Annotated in this window: 26 protein-coding genes; 16 read left to right on the forward strand and 10 right to left on the reverse strand. The window is 57.7% G+C overall.

Annotation, left to right across the window (positions count from 1 at the left end; genetic code table 11):
- The first annotated feature begins 32 nt into the window (after window positions 1-32).
- Window positions 33-638, forward strand: coding sequence for a glycine cleavage system transcriptional repressor (locus tag ACSJLU_RS18200; protein WP_369783268.1), 606 nt, complete (start codon window positions 33-35; stop codon window positions 636-638).
- A 2-nt stretch (window positions 639-640) separates the two neighbouring features.
- On the forward strand, window positions 641-1,105 hold the full coding sequence (bcp, locus tag ACSJLU_RS18205) for a thioredoxin-dependent thiol peroxidase (RefSeq protein WP_025303830.1): 465 nt from the start codon (window positions 641-643) through the stop codon (window positions 1,103-1,105).
- Between the two features lie 44 nt (window positions 1,106-1,149).
- Here bcp and ACSJLU_RS18210 read toward each other — a convergent pair whose 3' ends face one another.
- Entirely contained in the window at window positions 1,150-2,226 is a 1,077-nt protein-coding gene (locus ACSJLU_RS18210) for an AI-2E family transporter (protein ID WP_439041015.1), read from the reverse strand.
- 852 nt (window positions 2,227-3,078) lie between these two features.
- Between ACSJLU_RS18210 and ACSJLU_RS18215 the strand changes: the two genes are divergently transcribed.
- Window positions 3,079-3,294 (forward strand): hypothetical protein, encoded by a 216-nt coding sequence (locus ACSJLU_RS18215; protein ID WP_025303832.1) that lies wholly within the window; start codon window positions 3,079-3,081, stop codon window positions 3,292-3,294.
- A gap of 6 nt (window positions 3,295-3,300) precedes the next feature.
- On the opposite strand, the gene ACSJLU_RS18220 is transcribed toward ACSJLU_RS18215, so the two are convergent.
- Entirely contained in the window at window positions 3,301-3,993 is a 693-nt protein-coding gene (locus ACSJLU_RS18220; RefSeq protein WP_025303833.1) for a B3/B4 domain-containing protein, read from the reverse strand.
- Between the two features lie 43 nt (window positions 3,994-4,036).
- Between ACSJLU_RS18220 and ACSJLU_RS18225 the strand changes: the two genes are divergently transcribed.
- Window positions 4,037-4,639, forward strand: a complete 603-nt coding sequence (locus tag ACSJLU_RS18225) for a helix-turn-helix domain-containing protein (RefSeq protein ID WP_043140438.1) — start codon at window positions 4,037-4,039, stop codon at window positions 4,637-4,639.
- A 43-nt stretch (window positions 4,640-4,682) separates the two neighbouring features.
- Window positions 4,683-5,135: a GNAT family N-acetyltransferase gene (locus tag ACSJLU_RS18230; protein WP_060448084.1), complete on the forward strand. Its 453-nt coding sequence runs from the start codon at window positions 4,683-4,685 to the stop codon at window positions 5,133-5,135.
- Window positions 5,136-5,137: 2 nt separating this feature from the next.
- Here ACSJLU_RS18230 and ACSJLU_RS18235 read toward each other — a convergent pair whose 3' ends face one another.
- Complete coding sequence (locus tag ACSJLU_RS18235; RefSeq protein WP_025303836.1) at window positions 5,138-5,755, reverse strand: LysE family translocator; 618 nt, start codon at window positions 5,753-5,755, stop codon at window positions 5,138-5,140.
- A 193-nt stretch (window positions 5,756-5,948) separates the two neighbouring features.
- On the opposite strand from ACSJLU_RS18235, the gene ACSJLU_RS18240 reads away from it, so the two are divergent.
- Window positions 5,949-6,410, forward strand: coding sequence for an Lrp/AsnC family transcriptional regulator (locus ACSJLU_RS18240; protein ID WP_019452433.1), 462 nt, complete (start codon window positions 5,949-5,951; stop codon window positions 6,408-6,410).
- A gap of 36 nt (window positions 6,411-6,446) precedes the next feature.
- On the opposite strand, the gene ACSJLU_RS18245 is transcribed toward ACSJLU_RS18240, so the two are convergent.
- Together ACSJLU_RS18245 and ACSJLU_RS18250 are read right to left on the reverse strand one after the other, a co-directional pair.
- The gene (locus tag ACSJLU_RS18245) at window positions 6,447-7,655 is read right to left on the reverse strand and encodes an NAD(P)/FAD-dependent oxidoreductase (protein ID WP_060448085.1); all 1,209 of its coding nucleotides are present in this window, start codon (window positions 7,653-7,655) and stop codon (window positions 6,447-6,449) included.
- A gap of 160 nt (window positions 7,656-7,815) precedes the next feature.
- Window positions 7,816-8,355 carry an RrF2 family transcriptional regulator gene (locus ACSJLU_RS18250; protein WP_380826024.1) on the reverse strand — a complete coding sequence of 180 codons (540 nt, stop codon included), beginning with the start codon at window positions 8,353-8,355 and terminating at the stop codon, window positions 7,816-7,818.
- 340 nt (window positions 8,356-8,695) lie between these two features.
- Here ACSJLU_RS18250 and ACSJLU_RS18255 point away from each other — a divergent pair, with 340 nt between their 5' ends.
- The 4 genes from ACSJLU_RS18255 (at window position 8,696) to ACSJLU_RS18270 (ending at window position 11,529) form a co-directional block, all read left to right on the forward strand.
- The gene (locus ACSJLU_RS18255; RefSeq protein ID WP_025303839.1) at window positions 8,696-10,165 is read left to right on the forward strand and encodes a beta-barrel assembly-enhancing protease; all 1,470 of its coding nucleotides are present in this window, start codon (window positions 8,696-8,698) and stop codon (window positions 10,163-10,165) included.
- A gap of 20 nt (window positions 10,166-10,185) precedes the next feature.
- Window positions 10,186-10,539, forward strand: a complete 354-nt coding sequence (gene arsC, locus ACSJLU_RS18260) for an arsenate reductase (glutaredoxin) (protein WP_049296087.1) — start codon at window positions 10,186-10,188, stop codon at window positions 10,537-10,539.
- Window positions 10,540-10,739: 200 nt separating this feature from the next.
- The gene (locus tag ACSJLU_RS18265; RefSeq protein WP_060434427.1) at window positions 10,740-10,970 is read left to right on the forward strand and encodes a hypothetical protein; all 231 of its coding nucleotides are present in this window, start codon (window positions 10,740-10,742) and stop codon (window positions 10,968-10,970) included.
- Between the two features lie 13 nt (window positions 10,971-10,983).
- Window positions 10,984-11,529: a helix-turn-helix transcriptional regulator gene (locus ACSJLU_RS18270; protein ID WP_380826029.1), complete on the forward strand. Its 546-nt coding sequence runs from the start codon at window positions 10,984-10,986 to the stop codon at window positions 11,527-11,529.
- Window positions 11,530-11,536: 7 nt separating this feature from the next.
- On the opposite strand, the gene hda is transcribed toward ACSJLU_RS18270, so the two are convergent.
- The gene (hda, locus tag ACSJLU_RS18275; protein ID WP_025159568.1) at window positions 11,537-12,238 is read right to left on the reverse strand and encodes a DnaA inactivator Hda; all 702 of its coding nucleotides are present in this window, start codon (window positions 12,236-12,238) and stop codon (window positions 11,537-11,539) included.
- Window positions 12,239-12,510: 272 nt separating this feature from the next.
- Here hda and ACSJLU_RS18280 point away from each other — a divergent pair, with 272 nt between their 5' ends.
- Window positions 12,511-13,026 carry a hypothetical protein gene (locus tag ACSJLU_RS18280; RefSeq protein ID WP_016926729.1) on the forward strand — a complete coding sequence of 172 codons (516 nt, stop codon included), beginning with the start codon at window positions 12,511-12,513 and terminating at the stop codon, window positions 13,024-13,026.
- A gap of 33 nt (window positions 13,027-13,059) precedes the next feature.
- Window positions 13,060-13,308: a GlsB/YeaQ/YmgE family stress response membrane protein gene (locus ACSJLU_RS18285; protein ID WP_016926728.1), complete on the forward strand. Its 249-nt coding sequence runs from the start codon at window positions 13,060-13,062 to the stop codon at window positions 13,306-13,308.
- Window positions 13,309-13,355: 47 nt separating this feature from the next.
- Here the strand turns inward: ACSJLU_RS18285 and uraA are convergent, their stop codons facing one another.
- On the reverse strand, window positions 13,356-14,645 hold the full coding sequence (uraA, locus tag ACSJLU_RS18290) for a uracil permease (protein WP_016926727.1): 1,290 nt from the start codon (window positions 14,643-14,645) through the stop codon (window positions 13,356-13,358).
- A 76-nt stretch (window positions 14,646-14,721) separates the two neighbouring features.
- The gene (gene upp / locus ACSJLU_RS18295) at window positions 14,722-15,348 is read right to left on the reverse strand and encodes a uracil phosphoribosyltransferase (RefSeq protein ID WP_004941642.1); all 627 of its coding nucleotides are present in this window, start codon (window positions 15,346-15,348) and stop codon (window positions 14,722-14,724) included.
- A 255-nt stretch (window positions 15,349-15,603) separates the two neighbouring features.
- Here upp and purM point away from each other — a divergent pair, with 255 nt between their 5' ends.
- The 4 genes from purM to ACSJLU_RS18315 all read left to right on the forward strand — a co-directional run bounded on the left by purM (window position 15,604) and on the right by ACSJLU_RS18315 (window position 18,356).
- Window positions 15,604-16,641: a phosphoribosylformylglycinamidine cyclo-ligase gene (purM, locus tag ACSJLU_RS18300; protein WP_167324509.1), complete on the forward strand. Its 1,038-nt coding sequence runs from the start codon at window positions 15,604-15,606 to the stop codon at window positions 16,639-16,641.
- Complete coding sequence (gene purN / locus ACSJLU_RS18305) at window positions 16,641-17,279, forward strand: phosphoribosylglycinamide formyltransferase (RefSeq protein WP_021504400.1); 639 nt, start codon at window positions 16,641-16,643, stop codon at window positions 17,277-17,279. Before purM ends, purN begins: the two co-directional genes overlap by 1 nt.
- A 113-nt stretch (window positions 17,280-17,392) precedes the next feature.
- The gene (gene speG, locus ACSJLU_RS18310) at window positions 17,393-17,944 is read left to right on the forward strand and encodes a spermidine N1-acetyltransferase (protein ID WP_004941631.1); all 552 of its coding nucleotides are present in this window, start codon (window positions 17,393-17,395) and stop codon (window positions 17,942-17,944) included.
- Between the two features lie 196 nt (window positions 17,945-18,140).
- Window positions 18,141-18,356 (forward strand): hypothetical protein, encoded by a 216-nt coding sequence (locus tag ACSJLU_RS18315; protein WP_043140451.1) that lies wholly within the window; start codon window positions 18,141-18,143, stop codon window positions 18,354-18,356.
- A gap of 137 nt (window positions 18,357-18,493) precedes the next feature.
- Here ACSJLU_RS18315 and ACSJLU_RS18320 read toward each other — a convergent pair whose 3' ends face one another.
- Window positions 18,494-18,877, reverse strand: a complete 384-nt coding sequence (locus ACSJLU_RS18320) for a hypothetical protein (RefSeq protein ID WP_141998659.1) — start codon at window positions 18,875-18,877, stop codon at window positions 18,494-18,496.
- On the reverse strand, window positions 18,874-24,846 hold the full coding sequence (locus ACSJLU_RS18325) for a DUF637 domain-containing protein (protein WP_380826038.1): 5,973 nt from the start codon (window positions 24,844-24,846) through the stop codon (window positions 18,874-18,876). Before ACSJLU_RS18325 ends, ACSJLU_RS18320 begins: the two co-directional genes overlap by 4 nt.
- Window positions 24,847-24,906: the final 60 nt, after the last annotated feature.

Here is a 24,906-nt window from a genome sequence, read left to right on the forward strand (position 1 = left end):
GCGCTTGGCAGGCGGTTTTTTTTATGTTTACCATGGTAACCCCATTAAGCACGACAGGAAGCGCTATTTTGCCTCAGTCAGACGAACACTATCTCGTGATTACCGCGCTCGGCGCCGACCGCCCCGGAATCGTCAATACCATCACCCGCCACGTCAGCAGTTGCGGATGCAATATCGAAGATAGCCGTCTGGCCATGCTGGGGGAGGAGTTCACGTTCATCATGCTGCTGTCCGGCAGCTGGAACGCCATCACCCTGATCGAATCCACCCTGCCGCAAAAAGGCGCGGAGCTGGATCTGCTGATCGTGATGAAGCGCACAAACTCGCACGAAAGGCCGCCGATGCCGGCCACGGTATGGGTGCAGGTGGAAGTCAAGGACTCGCCACATATCATCGAACGCTTTACCGATTTGTTCGACTCCAGCCAGATGAATATCGCCGAGCTGGTCTCGCGCACGCAGCCGGCGGACGGCGACCTGCCACCGCAGCTGTATATCCAAATCACCGCCCACAGCTCCGGCGATCGGGATGCCTCAAATATTGAGCAAGCCTTCCATCGCCTATGTACAGAATTGAACGCGCAAGGCAGTATTAGCGTGGTGAACTATCCACAGCATGATGAGAAAGATGGAGAGTAGTGATGAGCCCATTGAAAGCCGGTGACACAGCGCCGAAATTTAGTTTGCCTGACCAGGACGGTGAGGAAATTAATTTGGCCGACTTCCAGGGACAGCGAGTATTGGTCTATTTCTATCCGAAGGCGATGACGCCGGGCTGCACCGTGCAAGCCTGCGGCCTGCGGGACAACATGGACGAATTGAAAAAGGTCGGCGTCGAAGTGCTGGGCATCAGCACCGACAAACCGGAAAAACTGTCGCGCTTCGCCGAAAAGGAGCTGCTCAACTTCACGCTGTTGTCTGATGAAGATCATCAGGTATCGCAACAGTTTGGCGTGTGGGGCGAGAAAACCTTCATGGGCAAGACCTACGACGGTATTCACCGCATCAGCTTCCTGATCGACGCCAACGGCAAGATTGAAAAAGTGTTTGATGATTTCAAAACCACCAATCACCACGACATCGTTCTGAGCTACCTGCAGCAGTAATTCTCACGAAGCGCAGCGGCCTGCTGCGCTTCGTTTCTTCCCTGTCAGCCGGCCTTGTCTTCCACCTCGACCCGCAGTTCATCGGGCCAGGCGTGAATCACCGCCTTCACCAGCGTCGCCAGCGGTATGGCGAAAAACACGCCCCAAAAGCCCCACATCCCGCCGAACACGATCACCGCCAGGATAATCACTAGCGGATGCAGGTTGACCGCTTCGGAGAACAAAATGGGTACCAACAGGTTGCCGTCCAACCCCTGTACCACCAGATAGGCGACGATCAGCGTCCAGAAATCGGCGCCGACGCCCCACTGGAACAGCGCCACCACCACCACCGGTATGGTGACCAGCACCGCGCCGATGTAGGGGATCAGCACCGAAAAGCCCACCAGCACCGCCAGCAGCAGCGAGTAGCGCATGTCCAGCACGGCGAACACCAGGTAGGTCGCCACGCCGACAATCACCATCTCCAGCACCTTGCCGCGGATATAGTTGGTGATCTGCTGATTCATTTCGTTCCAGACCTGCCCCGCCAGGCCGCGATTGCGCGGCAGCACGCGGCGCACCGCGTTCAACAGTTGATCTTTGTCCTTCAGCAGGAAGAACATCATCATCGGCACCAGGATCAGGTAGATAGCCAACGTCAGCAGGCCGACCAGCGACGCCAGCGAGAATTTCACCACCGATTCGCCCATGCCGGACAGCCGGCTGCGCAGGTTTTCCGCCATCATGTCGATGATGCCGGCATCCACCAGCGCTGGATAACGCTTCGGCAGCGTCGCGGCGAAGTTATAGAACTGGTTGAGCATGCCCGGCAGATCGCTCATCAGATTGATGCCCTGCTGCCAAGCGGTCGGCGCGACGACAAACACCAGCAGCATGGCAACGCCCGCGAACACCAACAGCATGATGCTCGCCGCCCAGGTGCGCGAACAGCCGATGCGCTGCAGGCGCGCGGTCGGCCACTCCAGCAGGTACGCCAGCACGATGGCGACCAGCAACGGGGCCAGAATGCCGTGCAGAAAATAGAGAATGAGGAACCCGGCGACCAGGATCACCAGCAGCGCGATAGCCTGCGGATCGGTGAAGCGGCGGCGGTACCACTGTAATAACATCTCCAGCATCAGAGCGGGCTCCTCGAGATTTGGCGGGCGGGCATGGCGATTCCTGTGATGGGCCTGATTAAAGCATAGATAGAACGGGCGCACGCGAGGTGTGCAAAGCACTCAGAGTACTCAAAGTTCACCATACATCAACAGCGATTTGGCTGATTTTATCGCGCGGGCAGGCGATCGGCGCAAAAATCCGCAGACGCGGCGACAGGTTCGGTGAGCGGCCCCGAACGGGGCCGCGGAAGATTACAGCGAGGTACCGATAGAAAGGGGCGAACCGACTGCCAATGCGAACAACAACACACAGCCAATCGCGATCGCCGCCGCCAGATCATTTTTCATAGTCCCGTCCCCTGATACTTAAACTGGTTATCGTCACGAACTCTGTCGGTTCTTGCGTTGCGGCCTTTTCTGATGCACGTCATTAAAAACCCCCGCCGCAGCGGGGGAGAAAACGTTCTGGTGCATCAAGTGTTACAAGGAGGTCATGAGGGATTGCTAACCCTAAATGACTATTTCAAGCTAGGATTATTCTCAGAGCATGGCAAGCGATCGCGTCGAGGTTATCCGCACTTTGAGATAAACCTCATAAAAAAATCCCGCACGGCAGCGGGATGAAGGGATGATAACGTCATGAATTTTTTATGCGGACAATGAGGCGGTATTGTCGTCATTTGGCGACAATACCGCGCCGGCACGGTGGTCACAAGGGAAATTTGACCACGGTGAGGAAATCAGAATTTCGCCAATGCCCGCGGTCGTGCGCCAGTCAGCATCAACGAAAAAATGGGATTTTCATCAGACAGCCGTCGGGAAAAAACCGGTAGCATGGCCGATATCATCCCAAACGCCGTAGGGGGAAAGATGAACAGCAAACCGTGTGAATTTGATGAAGCCATCTGTCTGGCGATCGGGCGTGGCGTTTGCGAAGTCGTGAAGATAGGGGATGAAATCAGCGTCTTCTCCCTGTTGGAAGCGATCGAGAGCTTCATCGAACGGCAAGCGCTCAGCGAAAGCGAAATCGCGGCGGCGGACGACGCGCTGGATTTGATCACCGGTTTGGTCCGCCGCCAGTGCTGACACCCGTTACGAGGCGCAGCCGATGAGCCGTTGCTCTACCGTGACGCCGGGCATCATTTGCCGTAAACCGGCAATCAATTCGTCGCCCGCCTCGTGCAGCGCCGCCAACGGCATCGCCGGCAGGCTCTCCAGGATGAACCACATCCGCTCGGCCTCGGCGCTCAACCGGGTTCTGACCCCCTGGCGCCAGTTCCAGCGGCGGCAGGTCACGCCGCGATCGTCGCACCAAACAACTTCGCCCACCTCCGGCGATTCATGGATCACCGCCCCCTCCTTGACGGTATCGAACAGTTCGCTGCCATCCGCGACGATCAGCCGCGGCTCGCCGACATAGGCCGCGATATTCTCGCCCCCCACCGGCACCGCATAACGGATGCTGACGGCGTTATAGAGATCGACGACCGGATCGATGCTGGGCATCGTGCCGTCGCGCAGCGCGCGCTTGCGCAGGGCGTCGGCGGAACAGGGCGTACGCTTGGGTTTGGCGCCAAACTGCATGAAAACCTCGCGCCAGGCCGTGAGATGCGCCTCTGCCCAGGGTGCGTCTTCCTCGCCGAGGGCGCGACAGGCTTGCGCCAACGCTAACGCCCCCACGTCCGGATGGGCTATGGGAGCCGCAACCGCGGTAATGCTTAACGCCCGGAAACCGGGTGCCAGCGCAGCGACGGCCGGATCGATTGACGGATCGACTAAAATCATTAAATAATCCTATATTGACCATTTCATTTCATAATATTGACCGATGAACAAAAAAGTCAACAGACCGACCGAGTTTGGCGCCGACGTGCAAACCGTCAGCGAAGCGGTGTCACATCGCATCAAGCAACAGAGAAAAAGCCAAAAGCTATCACTGGACGAACTGTCGCGCCGGGCGGGCGTCAGCAAAGGCATGCTGGTAGAGATCGAGAAAGGCGCCGCCAATCCCAGCATCGCCATCCTGTGCAAGCTCGCGGCGGCGCTGGGTCTCTCGGTGGCGGACATCGTCAACGTCACCCGCGCGCCCGCCGCCTACCTGATTGAAAGCCAAGATATTCCCACGCTGTGGCATGGCGATAGCGGCGGCTCGGCCCGTTTGCTGGCGGGCACCCAAGGCCCGAACATGATAGAACTGTGGCGGTGGGAAATGGCGCCCGGGGAATCCTATGCATCGGGCGGCCACCCGACGGGCACGTTTGAGCTGCTGCACGTTGAGCAAGGCGTCTTAAGCCTTGCCGTCGAACAAACCAAGCTCAGAATTGCGCCGGGCTGTTCGGCGGTCGCCAGAACGGACGGCCCGCACCGGTACGCCAACGAGGGCGAAGACACGCTGATTTTCACCATGACGGTCGCCGAACTGCACGCCTGAACGGCGGCCCTGACCTGAACGCTTTCACAGGAGAAGAATCATCATGACAACCCCTGCCGCACTTGTCTGGCAGCGTGCGGACTATCTCGTCAGCACCGATCCCGCCCTGCTTGATCTCGATGCCATCCACGCTTTTCTGACCCGTTCGTCATGGGCGGAGGGAATCGATAAAGAAACCGTCCGCCAGTCCCTCACCCACAGCCTGTGCTTCGGTTTGTATCACGAGGCCAGGCAGATCGGTTTCGCCCGGCTGGTCACCGATTACGCCACTTTCGGCTATCTGTGCGACGTGTACGTGTTGGAGACGCATCAAAAAAGCGGGCTGGGCCTGTGGCTGGCGGAATGCTGCCAGGCCCATCCGCTGATGGCGAAGCTGAGGCGAATCATGCTGGTCACCAGCACCGCCCCCTGGCTCTATGAGAAAGTGGGCTATTCGGCCATCAACCACCCCGACTTTGTCTGGCAGATCGCCCGGCCGGACATCTATCGACGGTAATGCTATTTCAGGGCCTGCTCGGCCAGCAGCCCGAGCGCGATGACGATCATCGCCGCGCCGGAGATGCGCCCCACTATCTTCGCAGCCTGCGGGCGCGTGCGCAGTACCGACTGCGAACCGAATCCCACCAGCAGATACACCAGGCCGCAGCTGATCAAATGCACGACGCCCAACGCCAGCATCTGCATCGGCACCGACCATTCGGCTCGGGCGTCGGTAAACTGCGGCAGCAGCGCCAGAAACAGCAGAAACACCTTGGGGTTCAAGCCGCTGACGCACACGCCCTTGCCGGCCCAGCGCAGCCAGGAATCGGAACGCTGATCTTCACCGGCGCCGGGCACTGGCGGGTGCAGCAGCATGTTGAAACCGATCCACAACAGATAAGCCGCCCCCAACAGGGTGAGCGCCGTCAGCGCCAGCGGGTTGCCGACCAGCAGCGCGCCGACGCCCGCCACCACAATCGCAATCATCAGCAGATGGCCGAACAGCAAGCCGGCGACGGCGGGCACCACCACCCGGCCGCGAATGCCCGCCGAGATCACATAGGCCCAATCCATACCCGGCGTGATCACCAACAAAATCGACACCGCCCAAAAAGCGGCGAACAGAGCGAGCGTCATGCCGGCGCCCTCTCAGACGCGCCACGCCACACCAAACAGAGAACCATTGCCTTTCCTCGTGGAAGAAGAACGGCCTCCGCCTGCCGCGGTGGCCGTCAAAACCGTTCAACAGATGGCAAGAATATCCTCAAGGCGTTAAAATGTGCTTTCAATTACTTGCCTGAAATCGGCATAAGCAGGGAAATTTTTCCAAATGGATAAGATTGATCGCAAGATTCTTGCTGAACTGCAGGTCGATGGCCGTTTGTCGGTAACCGAGCTGGCCGAGCGGATCGGTTTGAGCGTGTCTCCCTGCCACCGCCGGGTGCGGGCATTAGAGGAGTCCGGGGTGATCAGGGGTTACCGCGCCCAGCTCGACCCCGGCAGCCTCGGCTATAACTTTTCCGCCCTGGTGTTCGTCACCATGCGCGAAGGCGATCGCCGCGCCGTTGAAACCTTCGAAAACGCCATGGTGGACATTCCGCAGGTGGTGCAGGCACAGCGGCTGTTTGGCGATCCCGACTATCTGCTGCACGTGATCGCCCGCGATCTGCCCGCCTTCCAGCAGCTTTACGACGAGAAACTCTCCGCTCTGCCGGGCGTGCAGCGCCTGAGCTCCACGCTGGTGATGAAAACCGTGGTGCCGGAGCGCTCGTTCCTGCCGCTGGGCAAATGACGACGGGAGCGTTACCGCTCCCGTTTTCTCTTTTCTTTAAGGCACAATCACGAAATCCGGATTGGCGACGGCAAACAGCGCCTCGCGATCCGCCGCCGGTGGGTAAATCCACTGCGTGTTGATCTCCTGCTTAATCTTTTTGCCTTCCTCACGGGTAAAGCGCACCTGGCGCTCCCAGCCTTCGGTATACAGCGCGCCCCAGGGGCCCAGATCCAGACAGGTCACATACTTCGGCTGGCTGTAAGGGTGCGCCGGCAAGCCCGTCAGCTCCGCCGCCGCATTGTGGCCGGCCACGCGGCCCAGGCTCAGCGCATGCTGGCAGGTCATCAGGTTGTGGTTACCGAGATCGTCTGTCGCCGCCTTCACCGTATCGCCGGTCACGAAAATGCCCGCCGCCGCCGGCGCGCGCAGGAAGGCGTCGCCGATCACCCGGCCGCTGCCGTCGTGCTCGCCGGGGATCTGCTCGGTCAGCGGATGCGCTCGCACGCCCGCCGCCAGGATCACCGTGTTGGCGGCGATGCGCTCACCGTTCGACAGCATCACCCCCTCGGCGTCGATGGCCGAGACGCGCAGGCCGGCCCGCGCTTCCACGCCGCACTCCGCCAACGCCTGGCGTATCACCGCCCCCGGCTCCGCCCCCATCCCGGCGCCCACTTCCGGGGCGGTATCGACGATCACCACGCGCACGTTCTCGTCTTTGCCCAGCGCATCGCGTAGCCGCTGCGGCATCTCCGCCGCGCTCTCCAGCCCGGTCAGCCCCGCGCCCACCACCACGGCGGTGTTGCGCGCCGGCGTCGAGGGTTTGGCCGCCAGCGCGTTGATATGGGCGCCCAAACGCTGTGCGCTTTCCAGCGTATCGACGTTGAAGCCGTATTCGGCAAAGCCCGGCACCGCAGGCACGGACAGCCGGCTGCCGGTGGCCCACACCAAACGATCGTAGGCCAACTCAAGGGGTTCCCCCGTCGCCTGCGCCACCGTGAGCGTTTTAGCAGCGGCATCGATACGCTCTACCATCCCGGCCAGGTGGCGCACACCGACGACGGCGAGCTGCGCGGAAATGTCCGGGTTCATGTTTTCCAGCACGGCTTCATACAGGCGTGGCCGGATGGTAACGGTTGGCGTCGGTGAAACCATGAGCACCTCGATATCGTCATGCTTACCGGCAAGGGTAATGGCGCGCATGGCGGACACGGCGGCCCAAAAACCGGCAAAACCGGAACCGGCAATCACTATTTTCTGCGTCATGGGATGACTCCTTCATACAGGGTTAACCGGGCGACAAGGCTGCCCGCAGTTTTTTCGGATGAACGATGCCGTCCCGCTCCCGTAACAGGGTGCAGAAGGCCCGCCCGCCCCTTCCGAAGAGGCGGGAAAAAGTGTGTTTCGTTTTAAGGAAAGGCGGTGGTTAGGTCTTGGCGCGCGCCGTTTTGCCGCTGCGCGCGGTGCGTTCCGTCATGCGCTCGTCGAGCCAGAGGTTGACCTCGCCGAAGAAGCCTTGCGGCGCTTTGCGGCCAAAACGGGCGGCGACGGCGCCGAGAGTCTGCGCCGCCAGCGCATCGCGCATCGCCTTCTCCGCCTGCAGCATCACCGCATGGATAGCGCATTTGCCGGAGACCGCCCAATCCGGCGGGGAGTCATCGAACACCGCGCAGCGCCCGCGCACCTCCTGGCAATCGAACAGCGGCTTGTGCCCCTCGATAGCGTCGATGATCGCCAGAAAGCTGATCTCGTTCGCCGGGCGGGCCAGCCGGTAGCCGCCGCGCACCCCTTCGCTGGCGGCGACGATCCCCGCCTTTTCCAGCTTGGGGAAAATCTTGGCCAGAAAGCTGGGTGAGATCCCTTGCAGCTCGGCGAGTTCGCGGCTGCTGAGCGCCCGCTGGTTATCGCCGACCAGCCACAGCAGGCAGTGGATGCCATATTCAACGCTGGTTGTGATGTACGCCATATGTCCGTTTTCGACCGTCAATGAACCTTCAATAACGCAGACTATATGAGTCTGCGTTTATCTTGTCAATAAAACGCGGATCAACTTTGTCCGTGTTTTATTGACAATGCAGGCCACCGGCGACGCAGAAAACGCCCTTCGAAATGAAAAATAAAACTTTTTTGCCCGATTCGCGCCCGGCTAACGTTTCCTTGTTGCCAACGGCTGACTATGATGTGATGGGCACCGCCGCCGCGGTTTGTGAGCCGCCGCACTTTCACGCGGATTGCGCCGTGGGAATAAAGAACTCTTGTCTGCTGCTGACGTCTTAGAAATGATTATTTAAGGGAAACGCCTGACTATGACCAACCGGTTGACCAAAACCGCGTTAGCGGTGCTGCTGCTCGGCACGCTGAACGCCACCGCCCTGGCGCCAGCACAGGCGGAAAGCCAGGACCAGTTGCCGGATATGGGCACCTCCGCCGGCGGCACCCTGAGCATCGGACAAGAACTGGCGATGGGCGATTTTTACGTGCGCCAACTGCGCGCCAGCGCCCCGCTGATCAACGATCCGCTGCTAATCCAATACATCAATCAGCTGGGCAACCGGCTGGTGGCCAGCGCCTATTCGGTGCGCACGCCGTTCCATTTCTATCTGGTGCGCAACGACGAAATCAACGCCTTCGCCTTCTTCGGCGGCAACGTGGTGCTGCATTCCGCCCTGTTCCGCGTCAGCGACAACGAAAGCCAGCTGGCTTCGGTGCTAGCGCACGAAATCTCGCACGTCACCCAGCGCCACCTGGCGCGCGCCATGGAAGATCAGCAGCGCAACGCCCCGTTGACCTGGGTGGGCGCGCTTGGTTCCATCCTGCTGGCGATGGCCAACCCGACCATGGGCATGGCGGCGCTGAGCGGCACCATGGCCGGCACCCAGCAAGGCATGATCAGCTTTACCCAATCGAACGAACAGGAAGCCGATCGCATCGGCATTCAGGTGCTGCAGCGCGCCGGTTTCGATCCGGAAGCGATGCCCGACTTCCTGCAGAAACTCTCGGATCAGTCGCGCTACGCCTCCAAACCGCCGGAAATGCTGCTAACGCACCCGTTGCCGGACAGCCGCCTCTCCGACGCACGCAACCGCGCCAACCAGATGCCGAAACACATCGTGCAGTCCTCGCAGGATTACCTGATGGCCAAAGTGCGCGCACTGGGCATGTACAGTTCGGAAGGCTATGGCCTGAACGAAGAACTGCTCGGCTCGCTCAGCAAGGGCAACGTGCGCGAACAGGCGGCCGCCAAATACGGCCGCGCCATCCTGTTCTATGAAGCGAAAAAATACGACGACGCGCGCAATATCATTCAACCGATGCTGGCGCAGGATGCGAAAAACGTCTGGCTGATCGACCTGATGACCGACATCGATCTCGGCCAGAAACGCGCGCCGCAGGCCATCGCCCGCCTGCAGGCGGCCAACGCCGCCCAAAGCAACAATCCGGTGCTGCAGCTCAACCTGGCCAACGCCTATGTCGAAGGCAACCAGCCGGCGCAGGCGTCGAAGATCCTGAACCGCTACACCTTTGCCCATCCGGACGATCCGAACGGCTGGGATCTGCTGGCGCAGGCCAGCGCCGCACAAGGGCTGCGCGATGAAGAGCTGTCGGCCCGTGCCGAAAGCCTGGCGCTGAACGGCCGGCTCGATCAGGCCATCGGCCTGCTCAGCAATGCCAGCTCGCTGCAAAAACTCGGCAGCCTAAAACAGGCGCGCTACGATGCGCGCATCGACCAGCTGCGCCAACTGCAACAGCGCTTCCGCCAATACCAACGCAGCTGATTCAACAAGGAATGAACGCCATGAAAAACGTCACGATTTACCACAACCCGCGCTGCTCCAAGAGCCGTGAAACCCTGGCGCTGCTGGAACAGCACGGCGTCGATCCCAAGGTGGTGCTGTACCTCGAAACGCCCCCTACGGTCGATGAGCTGAAAAAGCTGTTGAAGGAACTGGGCTTCACATCCGCGCGCGAGCTGATGCGCAAAAAAGAAGATCTGTACAAGGAATTGAAGCTGGCGGACGACAGCCTGAGCGAAGAGCAGCTGCTGGCGGCAATGACGACGAACCCGAAACTGATCGAACGCCCGATCGTGGTAAAAGGCAGCAAGGCGCGCATCGGCCGACCGCCGGAGCAGGTGCTGGAGATTTTGTAATCGTCCGGAAAGTCTGTTATTGAACCGCAAAATACCAATAGCCCTGAACAGGGCTATTTTTAATTGTTTGTTATATAAATACTTTTCATCATCCCAGTCTTCTTCTACTGCTATGCTGCGCAAACGCCAAATCTCTCGGTGAAACAGCCGTTGACAATCGTCAACACCCCACCTACCCTGAGCGCATCACTGGACGAGCGATGAAAAAACACCCAGACAAGCACATTCAGGCGGCATTAGCTTACGCCCTTTCTCAGGGTTGGTATTTTCGGCCCAGTAAGGGGCACGCATTTGGTCGGCTACATTGCGCCTTTGTCGGGCACCAAGAACATATGATGAGCATCTGGAGCACGCCAAAAAACCCAGAGGTACATGCCAAACAGATTCGGCGCAAGGTCGATCACTGCCTGGCGCTGTCGCAGAAAAAATAACCGGAGAATCACCATGACGCTTTATCATTTCGCATTGACGCTGGGCGGGGTCACTGCCGATACCGCCGGGCTGGAGGATGCGCTGTATGCGGCGGGATGCGATGACGCGCTGATCTGTTTCTACGGTAAAGCCGTTTACCTGGAATTCGATCGAGAAAGCGATAACTTTGCGCACGCGATTTGCAGCGCCATCAGCGATATCGAGTCTGCAAATATTGGCGCCAAGGTGATATCGGTGGACTACAGCCTGGTAGGGTTAAGCGATATTGCCGAGCTCACTGAACTGTCGCGTCAGGCGATCGCCATGCTAAAAGACGGGACTCGCGGCCCCGGCGGCTTCCCTTCCCCCATTCAACGGCTCGGCGGAGCCTCACCGCTATGGCGCTGGGCTGACGTGGCGGCCTGGTTGGCACAGCAGGGGAAAATCGACCCACGGCTTGCAGACAATGCGCAGTGTCTGGAATACATCAATCTCGCTTTGCAACTGCGAAGCGATCGGCAACGCCAGCAGGTTGAGCATTATTGCACCCTGCTGGAACATACAGAAAAACAGGCTTGATGGCTCGTTACAGCCCCAGGATCTCTTTAACGAACGGGATGGTCAGCTTGCGCTGGGCGGTGATCGAGGCGCGATCGAGCTGATCGAGAGTCATAAACAGCGTGCGCATCTCGCGATCCAGCCGTTTCAACAGGAAGCGGCCCACGTCTTCCGGCAGCTCGAAGCCGCGCAGTTTGCCGCGCAGCTGCAGCGCCAGCAGTTTCTCTTCGTCCGACAGCGGCTGCAGCTTGTAGATCTGCCCCCAGTCCAGGCGCGAAGCCAGATCCGGCAAACGCAGGTTCAGCTGACGCGGCGGGCGATCCCCGGTGATGAACAACCGGGTGCGGCCGGTTTCCAGGATGCGGTTGTAGAGGTTGAAGATCGCCATCTCCCACTCTTCGTCGCCGGCGATGCATTCGATATTGTCGATGCAGACCAGCGCCAGCTGCTCCATGCCGTCCAACACTTCAGGCACGAAGTAAGCGCGCTTGTCGAGCGGCACATAGCCCACCGCTTCGCCTTTCTGCGAAAGCTCGGCGCAGGCCGCATGCAGCAGATGGCTGCGCCCGCCGCCTTCACGCGACCAGAAATAGATATAGCTGCCATGTTCCTGACGGACGGCGGATTGGATCGCGGCTAATAGGGATGGGTTCTCGCCCGGATAAAAACTGGCGAAAGTTTCATCATCGGGAAGATAAAGTGGCAGTGAAAGCTGTGCCGGCGTATTCAGAGAAGCACCTCAACCAAAACTGGCAGAAAAACGTGGGCAGTTTAACACAGAAAACGGGCGCTGTTGAACCGGCAGGATCTTATGCCGCAATAGTGAACAATGCCTAAGCGCCGCTTGATCGGCTGCGGCACCCGTCGAGGCAAGAATTATCCGATATCATTCCCTAACTCCATGCCTGCGCAGGTTAAATTTGTAATTTAAGTAAAATCTGACCTAGTATAGGTAGGCTAAATGCAATCACCATCAACAAGGTTTCTGCAAGGATATAGACGATGAAAGTATGGAATAAAGTGCTGTTGGCCTCCTTTATCGGGTTGTTGGTTGCCGGCTGTGATGACTCGTCCAAGGTTGACGCCAACCTGGATAAAGCCAAAGACAGCGCCGAGCAGATGAAAGACGCCGCCCAGAAAAAAGCGGACGATCTGACGGACAAAGCGAAAGCGACGGCGGATGAAATCAAAAAAGAGGCCGCCACTCAGGCGGATCAGCTGAAAGACAAAGCTTCGGCGATTAAAGAAGACGCCGCCAAGCAGGCGGACGCCATCACCAACGACGCCAAGGCCAAAGCCGCCGCGATCAAAGACGACGCAGGTAAACAGAGCCAGCAGTTGGTGGATCAGGCCAAGGCCATCAAAAACGACGCCATCAACGGCGCCAACGATCTGACCGAGCAGGCCAAGGCGAAGACCGAAGCCATCAAGAACAGCGCCGAAAACAAAGCGCAAGAGTTGAAACAAGAGACCGATGCGGCGGTGAACGGCAATACTCAGCCGGCCACCCAGCAGTAAGCTATTCTCAGCCACCAAAGAAAGGAGCAGTAAATGGGGATTATTTCCTGGATTATCTTCGGCCTGATCGCCGGTATTTTGGCTAAGTGGATCATGCCCGGCAAAGACGGCGGCGGCTTTATTCTGACCGTCGTGCTGGGGATCATCGGCGCCGTGGTCGGCGGCTATATCAGCACCTTCTTCGGCTACGGCAAGGTTGACGGCTTCAACTTCGGCAGCTTCGTGGTGGCGGTTATCGGCGCCATCGTGGTGCTGTTCGTGTACCGCAAAATTCGCAGCTAAGGCGAATGCCATAAGTCAAAAGGGCAGCCCCTGGGCTGCCCTTTTCGTTACTTCTGCTCCGCCGATTCGTCCGGCGCGTCAAGCACCTCTTCTTCCTTGCGGAACAGGCTGATGACCTTGAACAGCAGGCTCAGGCCGATCCCCACGATGGTCGCCAGCGCCATGCCTTTCAGCTCCGCCGCGCCGATGTGCACCTTGGCGCCGCTCACGCCGATGATCAGGATCACCGAGGTTAAAATCAGGTTTTGCGCTTTGTTGTAATCCACTTTGGACTCGATCAGCACGCGAATGCCCGAAGCGCCGATCACACCGTACAGCAGCAGGGAAACGCCGCCCATCACCGGCACCGGCACCGCCTGGATCGCCGCCGCCAGCTTACCGATGCAGGACAACAGGATCGCCAGCACCGCCGCGCCGCCGATCACCCAGGTGCTGTAGACCTTGGTGATGGCCATCACGCCGATGTTCTCGCCATAGGTGGTGTTCGGCGTGGAGCCGAAGAAGCCGGAGAACACCGTCGAGATGCCGTTTGCGAACATCGAGCGGTGCAGGCCCGGATCGCGGATCAGGTCTTTTTTCACGATGTTGGCGGTCACCACCAGGTGGCCGACGTGCTCGGCGATCACCACCAGCGCCGCCGGCAGAATGGTGAAGATGGCGAACCACTCAAAGCGCGGGGTGTAGAAGGTCGGCAGCGCGAACCAGTGCGCCTCGCGGATCGGGGTCAAATCCACCACGCCCATGAAGAACGACAGCGCATAGCCCACCAGCACGCCGATCAGGATCGGGATAATCGCCAGGAAGCCGCGGAACAGCACTGAACCGAGCACCGTGACCGCCAGCGTCACCAGCGAAATGGTGATGGTGGTCGAGTCGGCGCTGGTGCCTTCCGCCGGCAGCAGCCCCGCCATGTTGGCCGCTACGCCCGCCAGCTCCAGCCCGATGACGGCGACGATCGCCCCCATCGCCGCCGGCGGGAACATCACGTCCAGCCAGCCGGTGCCGGCCTTTTTCACGATCAGCGCCACCAGGCAGAACAGCACGCCGCACATGATGAAACCGCCCAACGCCACTTCGTAACCGAGCGGCAACAGCAGCAGCACCGGCGAGATAAACGCGAAGCTGGAGCCGAGGTAGGCCGGGATCTTGCCTTTACAGATGAACAGATACAGCAGCGTGCCGATGCCGTTGAACAACAGCACGGTCGCCGGGTTGATCTTGAACAGGATAGGCACCAGCACGGTGGCGCCGAACATGGCGAACAGGTGCTGGAAGCTGAGCGGAATGGTCTGGAGCAGCGGCGGGCGCTCGCTGACGCCGATGGCGCGACGGGTCATGTGTGCTTTTCCTCGGTTTATTGGTTTTATAGGTTTTAGTCAAAAAAAAGCCGACTCGTTAAGTCGGCTCAAATGTTTACTTAGTACCAAATATCTTGTCGCCCGCATCGCCCAGGCCAGGCACGATGTAGCCCTTGTCGTTCAGACACTGATCGATGGAGGCGGTGTACAGCTCAACGTCCGGATGCGCTTTCTCCAGCGCGGCGATGCCTTCCGGCGCTGCGACCAGGACCAGCACCTTGATGCTGTGGCAGCCGGCTTTCTTCAGCAGATCGATAGTGGCGATCATCGAACCGCCGGTGGCCAGCATCGGGTCGACGACCAACGCCATGCGCTCTTCGATGTTGGAAACCAGCTTCTGGAAGTACGGTACCGGCTCCAGGGTTTCTTCGTCGCGGTATACGCCCACCACGCTGATGCGTGCGCTCGGCACGTGCTCCAGCACCCCTTCCATCATGCCCAGACCTGCGCGCAGGATTGGCACTACGGTAATCTTTTTCCCTTTGATCTGATCCACTTCAACTGGCCCGCACCAGCCTTCGATGGTGACTTTTTCCGTCTCCAGATCGGCGGTCGCTTCATAGGTCAGTAAACTACCCACTTCTGAGGCCAGCTCACGGAAGCGTTTGGTGCTGATGTCATTTTCACGCATCAGGCCAAGCTTGTGTTTTACCAGCGGGTGTTTCACCTCAACGATCTTCATCATTTTTCTCCTATTAAGGTGGTTGCGGCCAAAAAAATCGCGGGATTATACCTCCTTTTTTTCGCCGCGCCACCCACAATAGCCCGATCGGGATCAACAAAAGTTTGAATATCAGTATAGATGACGAAAAAGCGGAGCCGGTTCACAAGCCGCTCGCAAACGTTTGCCTGCGCTGTTAGAATTGCCGCGCCTTATTCCGGAATCAACATCGGAAGCACAGTTTTCAAACCGCAAATCGTCGTGGGGAATCGCGCAGTGACCGACAAAACCTCTCTCAGCTATAAAGACGCAGGTGTCGATATCGATGCAGGCAACGCATTGGTAGATCGCATCAAAGGTGTAGTTAAACAGACCCGTCGCCCGGAAGTGATGGGCGGTCTGGGCGGGTTTGGCGCCCTGTGTGCGTTGCCGCAGAAATACCGCGAGCCGGTGCTGGTTTCCGGTACCGACGGCGTGGGCACCAAGCTGCGTCTGGCGATGGATCTGAAACGCCACGACACCATCGGCATCGATCTGGTGGCGATGTGCGTCAACGATCTGGTGGTTCAGGGCGCCGAGCCACTGTTCTTCCTCGACTACTACGCGACCGGCAAGCTGGACGTGGACACCGCGGCCAGCGTGATCACCGGCATCGCCGAGGGCTGCAAACAGTCTGGCTGTGCGCTGGTGGGCGGCGAAACCGCTGAAATGCCGGGCATGTACCACGGCGAAGACTACGACGTGGCCGGTTTCTGCGTCGGCGTGGTCGAAAAATCCGAGATCATCGACGGCAGCAAAGTGCAGTCCGGCGACGCGCTGATCGCCCTGGGCGCTTCCGGCCCACACTCCAACGGCTACTCGCTGGTGCGCAAAATCCTGGAAGTGAGCAACACCGATCCGACCGCCACTCAGTTGGAAGGCAAGCCGCTGGCCGACCACCTGCTGGCGCCGACCAAAATTTACGTGAAGTCCGTGCTGGAGCTGATCGAGAAGGCGGACGTACACGCCATCGCTCACCTCACCGGCGGCGGCTTCTGGGAAAACATTCCGCGCGTGCTGCCGGAAGGCATGCAGGCGGTGATCGACGAAACCAGCTGGCAGTGGCCGGCAGTGTTCACCTGGCTGCAGCAGGCCGGCAACGTCAGCCGTCATGAAATGTACCGCACCTTCAACTGCGGCGTAGGCATGGTCATCGCCCTGCCGGAAGCCGAAGTGGAAGCGGCCATCGCGCTGCTGACCGCGGCAGGTGAAAAAGCGTGGAAAATCGGTAAACTGACCGCCTCTTCCGACGAACAACAAGTGGTCATCAACTGATGAAAAAGATCGTGGTGTTGGTCTCCGGCCAGGGGAGCAATCTCCAGGCGCTGATTGACGCCTGCCAGCAGGGCCGCATCGCCGCTGAAATCGTGGCGGTGTTCAGCAACAAGGCGCAGGCTTATGGCCTGCAACGCGCCGAAGCGGCGGGCATCGCCGCCCAGGCGCTGGATGCCAAGGCCTACGCCGATCGCACGGCGTTCGACGCCGCGTTGGCGGACGCCATCGACCAGCACCAGCCCGATCTGGTGGTGCTGGCCGGCTACATGCGCATCCTCAGCCCGCAGTTCGTGCAGCGTTATGCCGGCCGCATGCTGAACATCCACCCTTCCCTGCTGCCGAAATACCCGGGTCTGCATACCCACCGTCAGGCCATCGACAACGGCGACAGCGAACACGGCACCTCGGTGCACTTCGTGACCGAACAGCTCGACGGCGGCCCGGTGATTTTACAGGCCAAGGTGCCGATTTTCGCTGACGACGAAGAGGATGACGTGGTTGAACGGGTGCAAACCCAAGAACACACGATCTATCCGCTGGTGGTGAGCTGGTTCGTCGACGGTCGCCTGGCGATGCGCGATGGCGCCGCCTGGCTGGACGGCGAACGCCTGCCTGAGCAGGGTCACGCCGCCGACTGATGCGCGCAGCCTGAACCTTGCCTAAACGGCGCCCACGCGGCGCCGTTTTTTTTCGCCTTCATCCATTCTGTGAAGTTATACTTTGCACAATTTCACGGCACAGAGGAGCCCACATGTCCAGCACTGCCAGCGTCAGGTTACGCCCATTGGAACGGGACGATCTGTCGTTCGTCCACCAGATGGACAACAACGCCAGCGTCATGCGCTATTGGTTTGAAGAACCCTACGAAGCCTTTGTCGAGCTTTCCGATCTCTACGACAAACACATCCACGATCAGAGCGAGCGCCGCTTTATCATCGAGCACGAAGGCGCCAAGGTCGGCCTGGTAGAGCTGGTGGAGATCGATCACATCCACCGCCGCGCTGAGTTCCAGATCATCATCGATCCTGCCCACCAGGGCAAAGGCTACGCCAGCACCGCCGCCCGTCTGGCGATGGACTACGGTTTCTCGGTGCTGAACCTGTACAAGCTGTACCTGATCGTCGATAAGGAGAACCCGAAGGCGATCCACATCTACAGCAAGCTGGGCTTCAACGTGGAAGGCGAGCTGATCGACGAGTTCTTCGTCAACGGCGAATACCGCACCGTGCTGCGCATGTGCATCTTCCAGCCGCAATATCTGGCGAAGTTCAAAACGCCCAATGATAAGCCGCTGGTGAAGTGACAATTTGCGAGAAAAAAGAGAAAACCCGCCCAGGCGGGTTTTTTATTGGGAAATAAGCGGCTAGTATTAAGGAATATTATTTTATCGTCAGGAAATAGCCAGATGAATACGAAAATAAATAATATTTCCCGAGATAATTAATCGAACAATAATTAATAGTAAGAATTACCCTCTGCCTCTACAAAGGAAAAATGCCATGACGACCGTCTCAAACCTGCTGCTTTTTATCGGCCTGGCGATGCTCGCCATCGCCGCCGGCCTGAATACCTATAGCGGCTACGCCTCCGCAGATCCCAATAGCACCCCGCTGTTTTCCTCACTCTGGTGGACGCGTTGGTTCCCGCTCTATGCCTCGGGAGCTGCGTTGCTGCTGGTGGGGGTAGTGTTGCGGGTTTCGGGGCGGGGACGTTAAAAACAGAAAACGGCTCCGAAGAGCCGTTCATATGGGTGTTAGATTTCCGTCAACCGTGGCCTATAGTGGTACTTTTTACCTTGGCTCATTTGCATGAGCAAAGCGTGCCTAACCTCAAACTGTTGGGAGCGGTGAGGTTACTCAGGCTTCTCAAGCAATCCAAGCAACTCCATATCATAAAGCAAATCGCTTTTTTCATCTTCGCCAATACCTTGAATTAGAGATTCAAGGTTTGTTTTTTCCAAAATGGAAGAAATTGAGTTTCGGTAATTATTCTCAACATCTTTTGGCCCTCTACCGGCTATAAGGATGAGTGTAAACACTTTCAGCATTAACATTTCCACAGGCGATAACTTTGCATTTTCGTATTGATAAGATGCATACCCTATTTCTTCAATACCGTACTCCCAGGTCGTACCATTTTTATTAAAAGCATTAATGTGACTTCTACAACAGCTATAAAAGCAATCTAAATACTCAGCTCGCAATTCTTCATAAGTCATGCGTTCTTCATCCATCATTTCAATCTCCCAGGGATCAGCATTACGTCGTTATTGTCGAGAACCTCTACTTTTATTCCAGGGTATTTTTTCTGAAATTGTTCTACGACACCCAAGCAGCTATCACATGCAGCACGTTCAGTGAAAATGGTGACTCTCCCCTCAGCTGATACATTGTTACCTAACTTATCAGCCAGGTTGTCCAGAATTTTGTACTCTGAATCTGTATTCCTAGATATGAGGATACCATCAGAACTTTTAATGGTTTCATATTTAAAGTTTTGGTTTCCATCACCTATGAAACTTTTTTCTGCTTTAGCTATCCTGCTGTGTGCCGCAAGTGTTTTCGGCATACCAGGAACATCGATTTGTGCAACAGCTGCATTTCCTTTTTTTCGGATTTTTTCCGCAAATGGCGCCCTAGCATCCAGCACTTGCTGCCTGAACGCAGCCGCCTGTTGAACGGTCTTCTCATTGACCAGATACCCTTTCCAGGCGCTGGTTGGGCCTACCAATTTGGATGACAGGTATTGGTTGCCGACGTTTGCTTTACCCATACCGGCAAATGTGCTGGCAATAGAGACCGCCATCACCGAGGCATTCACCCAGTCCGGCGACCACCCGGTCAACTTGCTGATTTGTTCTATCTGCTGGTTGCGAGCAAACAGCTGGCCGTCGGTTATCTGGTCGCCCAAATCATACGTGAATAACTTTTCGCTGTCATAGCCGGCAAACGCCGGATAGTTGCCGAAGCGCTGACGCTCTTTTTGTACCCAGTAGTTGGCGATGAGACCGTCTTCATCCCGCGTTGACGGGTACTTATTCATCAGGGCTTCAAACTGCTTGCGTTCGTCTGAGTTCAACGCCTCTTGCGTGGTGCAAGCTACTTTTCGGCATGAAGCCGCCATCAGACGCGCTTCTTTTTCCTTGTCGCCCTTAGCCAACTCTTTAATCGCGTTGAGTTCTTCCTGATGCAGCTGTCGATTGAAGCGTTCGACAAACTCCCCCGCATTTGCACCGCTGGTGGCACCTGCGGCTTTGGCAGTTACGATGGCCCCTGCAAAGGCGCCCGCTACGCGGCTGATCTGAGCCTGACGCTCTTGCCAACCTTCACTTCTGACCAGATTATCATTGATGATCACCCCAGCCAGCTCCGCCGCCAGCGCCCCGGCCGCCGCGCCTTTGGCATTGCCCTTGCCGATTTCTGCGGCCACGCCCGCCAGAACGGCATGGCTTACGGCCCGGCCCGGTATATCGAGAACCTGACCGTTATCCCCAATCAGGTTGGCGCCCTCGGCCTGAACCTGACTGCCGATGTTCGCCAGCAGCGCATTGGTCAGGTTGTCTTTGAAACTGCCGCCATTAATGGCGGTATTCAGGCTGGAGCTGATGACCGATTGCCCGGCCACCCGCTGCGCCACCTTGCTCCAGTCGCCGTTGCTCAGCTGCGGCAATTTGACGTTGTTCGGGTTAAGCGGTTTGCCCGCCGCGTCCTTACTCCAGCCCATCGCGCTGTCGAAGCCGTTGAGCGCGCCGCCGATCGCCATCGCCGTGGCGGTCGCTTTGACGTTTTCATTTCGGCCCAACGCCTGCAGGGTTTTCGACAGGTTGCCCTGATTCTCCACCAGCGCGACCGCCGCCTGAGAGGCCAAAGAAGACATACCAGCGGTGACTGCGCCGCTGGTTATCGCCCCGCCGCCTACGGCGCCGGAAACGCTGGAAGCCGCCGTAGCCGCCAATGAACTGCCCGCGGTCACCGCCGCGGCCGCAATGGCGATCACCGCCGCCACCGCCGGGTTCAGGTGCTGGCTCTTGTAATCCCAGCTGTCGTAAGCGTCTTTGACCTTGCTCCACTGCACGTCGTTGCGCTTGTTCAGATCTTTGACCCAGGTGGTGCCCGGCGTATTGCCCAGGGCGTCGATGGCGCTTTGCAGCGCCTGCCCGTTTTTCACCTTCACATCGGCGCTGACGCCCTTGGCGGCTTCCACGGTCAGGGCTCCACCGGTATGAATGCTCGGCAGCACCCACTTATTGTCTTCGTAGCCTTTATTGGCCTGCTTGATAAAGAAGCCTTTCGAATTGCTGACGGTCTGTTCGAAAGAGGTGTTTTTCACCGCACGGAAGTTAACCTGGCCACGGGAGCTGGTCAGGCGCGCGTTTTGCCCGGCGGCGATTTTGCTGGCTTCATAGGTGCTGTCGTCGCGGCTCATCAGCGTGATATTGCCAGCGGCGGTAAACTCGGTGACCTTGTTGGTCACGTCATGGCGGGTCTGCTTAACCTCGGTTTTCTTACCCCACCATTTGCGCTTGGTTTCCTTTTTCTCGTAGTGGCTGGACTCCTCCATCGCCTGGGCGTAGAGATAGCCACCCTTGGCGGCTATATCCATATTGCCGACACGCATGGCTTCGGCCTGGTTGTGGGCGTCGGCATAGGCTTTCAGCCTTGTTTCTTCCGCATGTTTAGCTTGGGCTTCCTGTCGAACGCTAACTAATTTCCTATTTGCGTTTACCTTTTCACTATCAACAGAATTCAATGCTTGTTGGGCTGCGTATATCTCATTCTTTTTTTTGATTATGCGTTGACGCAAATTTTCATATTCATCTATCGTCTTTTTTCGAATTGCCAGCGCAATCTCATAACCATCACCGGATGTTTCCGCAGGATCGACACCATAAGGGAATGGGTCAAATGCCTTTCCTCCCTCATTAAGCAATCTATCCAGATCTGAACGGGTTTTTATTTCAATATTCCCCATATCGAGGTGATAAGTCCCCGTGCCCGGTATCGTTACAGAACTACTGTGCTTGTATGAAATAGGATGCTGAGCTGGATTATCGAGTAACAAGCCTTCAGGCGTATTTCTAACGTTGTTCAGCACATTCTGTTTTTGATTGACATTTTGCTCTGCATTTCTAACCGCCTGCTCCGCCGACGCAATACGACTCCCCCAGTCCGTCACCGCTACCGGCGGTTTCCAGTTAGCTCCCAACCCTTTAACCACCAGCTTGGTCGCCTGGAACAGAATGCTGCCGCCGGCAATCACCGTCATCAGGCCACCGGCATTCAGCTCGGTCCCTTGCTGGGCACGGGTTTCGGTGAACTCGTTGCCGCTCTCGCGGTAAGTGTGGTTTTGCACCGCCTCGAAGCGCATATCGCCGCCGGAGGTCAACGTCATGTTGGCGCCGGAAGTCAGCCTGGCGCCGTAAGTCAGCAGTTGGTTATTCGCCGACGCGGTCAGGTTTTTCCCGGCGCTGAGGGTAGTGACCACATGGCGGTCGTCTTTGTTGTTGTCGTTAGCGGCATCAATGGCGGAATAGGCCAGGTTCGACAACCATAGATTCTGCCCGGCCAGCAACGTGATGTTGCCGTTGGCGGAGAGCGCGCCGCCTTGGGTGCCGATGTCGCGAGCCGAGTTAATCAGTAAATTGCCGCCGGCGTGTACCCGGCTACCCAGTTCAGGCGTGCGGGAAACAGGGAAAAGCGCATTGAATCGGCCGTCAAGCTCACGGTAGTTAAGATCGGCGTTATGGGCGGCTAACAGCGTAACGTCCTTGTCCGCATTAATCTTGGCGCCGCGTAGCGCCAGATAGCCACCGCTATTGAGCAGCACCGAACCCGTTGCCCTCATTTGGCCACTGGCCAACAGTTGGTTGAAGTATTCTTGCCGTTTAGCCGGAGAAACCGGCCCCCCCAATAGCGGCCCCTCCAACAACGCACTGTTTTTGACGATTGCAATGCTGCCGTTAGCCGTCATGGCGATATTTCGGCTTTGTGGCGCCAACAGCGTATTCAGCAACGTAATGGTGCTGCCAGCCGTGAGAGACAAATCGCGTGCAGCCTCAAGGCTGCCCAACCAGCGAGAACCGTCAGGGCGGAAGTAATGAGGTTTCTCGCTGGAATGTATTTTTATCTCACCGTTTTTGGCGTTTAACGTGACGTCCTGCCCTTTCAGCTCACTTTGCCACGCATCGATAGCGTTGACTGCCGTCAGAGACAGCTCTTTTCCGGCGGCCAAGATGCCTTGCCCAAGAACAATCCGATCTTCGGCAATCGCGGTGATATTTCCGTCGGCACGAATCACATCAGTACCGACGATATTTTTGGCATGCAGCAGAACATTCCGCGCCTTAAGCGACTCTGGCCTGCCGGAGGTGACCACTTCATTCAGCTGATTTTCATGAGGCGTCGGCGTACTGATTTCTATCTTATTTTTAAAATCCGCAGTGAGATTATTGCCGGCGGTAATCGATGATTTCTGCTGTCCCTTTGCTTGCCAGACAACAAGCTCCTGCTGCTTGGTATAAGGGGCTTTTTCCGTGACATACAACAGATCCCAATCTCCGGGAGGCGCATCTTCGTCACGGGCAAACTCCCCAACGCCAAACGTGTTCGTTCCCAGACGCCAGTACCGATCTTTCTGACCGAGTTGAATGCTCTTTACAGTAAAATCATTCCCCGTCAGGATCAGATCTTTGGCCGCGCTGATATTCGACTGATCGTTCCATAACGTTGTCGCGTTGATATAAGCGTTGTTGCCTGAATTTATCACCCCCGGCGCCTGCGATTTCACCAGGAGATACTCGTCTTTCCCCACATTAACCTTGTCGCCTTTCGACAGATTGATTTCGCCAAACCAACTGCCGATGCCAAAGTCCTTCAGTTCAGGTTCCAGCAGCACAATAGCGTCAACACCTTGCCGTGAGTCGTAATAACTTCCCACCAAGGATTTATTGAACGCTTTGGAATTACCGGGGGTATTTTTCCATACGGCCTGAACCTCTTGCCTGACATTGTTCAAACTCTCCGTGCGTATCACTAAATCGCCGCTGTTGGTCAGGATTTTCGCCGAACGGTTCTCGACGGATTTAGCCTTGTTGCCCTGCGCATCCTTTTGGATCCACATATTTTTATTAGCGTGCAGCTTGGCGTTTTCCCCGGCGTTGCGGATATGGTCGCCAAAGATACGCATATCGCCGCTGGTGCTGGTTTGCCCGTCATTCACCAGCGTCGTTGCTGCCAGCGTGGCGTTGCCGTCCGCCTGCACGACAGTACCCCGCGTAATGTGCAATCCCTTGGCACTGACATTGAGGTCACCCTTGCTGTGCGTGGTGCCGTTAAGCACCAGGTTACCGTTAACGCTCAGCGTAATATCCCGCTGTTTGCTGATGAGGTCTTTCAGGTTCACCCCCACCCCATCCTCGTTGGCCACCAGGCGGATTTTGTTGGCGTACATGCCGCCCAGCGCTTTGGTATCCACGGCCAGTTGGGGCTTAGCGCCTTCACCGGCGATCGGTTTGATGCTGCCGTCCTTGAAGCTGATGCGGTTGGCGCCCTGAGTCAGCGACAGATTTTGTGCATTGATTTTGCCGTTCAACTCGGTGGCGCGGCTGATGATATCGACATAGTCGGCGCCGCTGCCGTCCAGCCCTTTACCGCCGATGGTGACGCCGCCTTTTTTCACCTCCAGCGCTTCCAGCGCGCCCTGCTTGTCGAACTGCGGTTTGCCGGTGGTCAGCGTCACGCCCGGCGCGTTGATAAAGCCGCAGCCGTCGCAGGTGATGCCATTCGGGTTGGCGATCATCACGTTGGCCTTGTTGCCGAATACCTCGAGTTTACCCTGCAACTCGGAACGACTGCCGCCGATCACCTCATTGATGATCAACTCCGCCGGTTTTCCCTTCAGGTAGGTGTTGCCCTGCGCGCTGTAGATCTCCACGCCCAGCTGCGTTTTGCCGCCGTGCGTGGCGTTATTCAATACGGCACCCTGTGGCCCAACGTTGAAATCTTTATAGGTGTTGTGGGAGATGCCCGCACCGTTCGGCGTGGCGATATTCACCACCGGTACGTTGCCCGGCTTGATAACCACCTGCGTATTGCCGTTAGCGGCGGTAATGCCGGCGGCGAACGCCGGGTGCAACGGCTGGAAAGCCGTCAGGTAGATCAGCAAATAGCTGGCGCCCCGCGCCAGCGGATGATTGAGCTTATCCATATTCATTCCTTCGAAAGGATGTTGTTTTGAACGCCGAGGCGCTCCTGCTATGTGCTGGCG

Source organism: Serratia bockelmannii (assembly GCF_051803255.1).
Taxonomy (GTDB): domain Bacteria; phylum Pseudomonadota; class Gammaproteobacteria; order Enterobacterales; family Enterobacteriaceae; genus Serratia; species Serratia bockelmannii.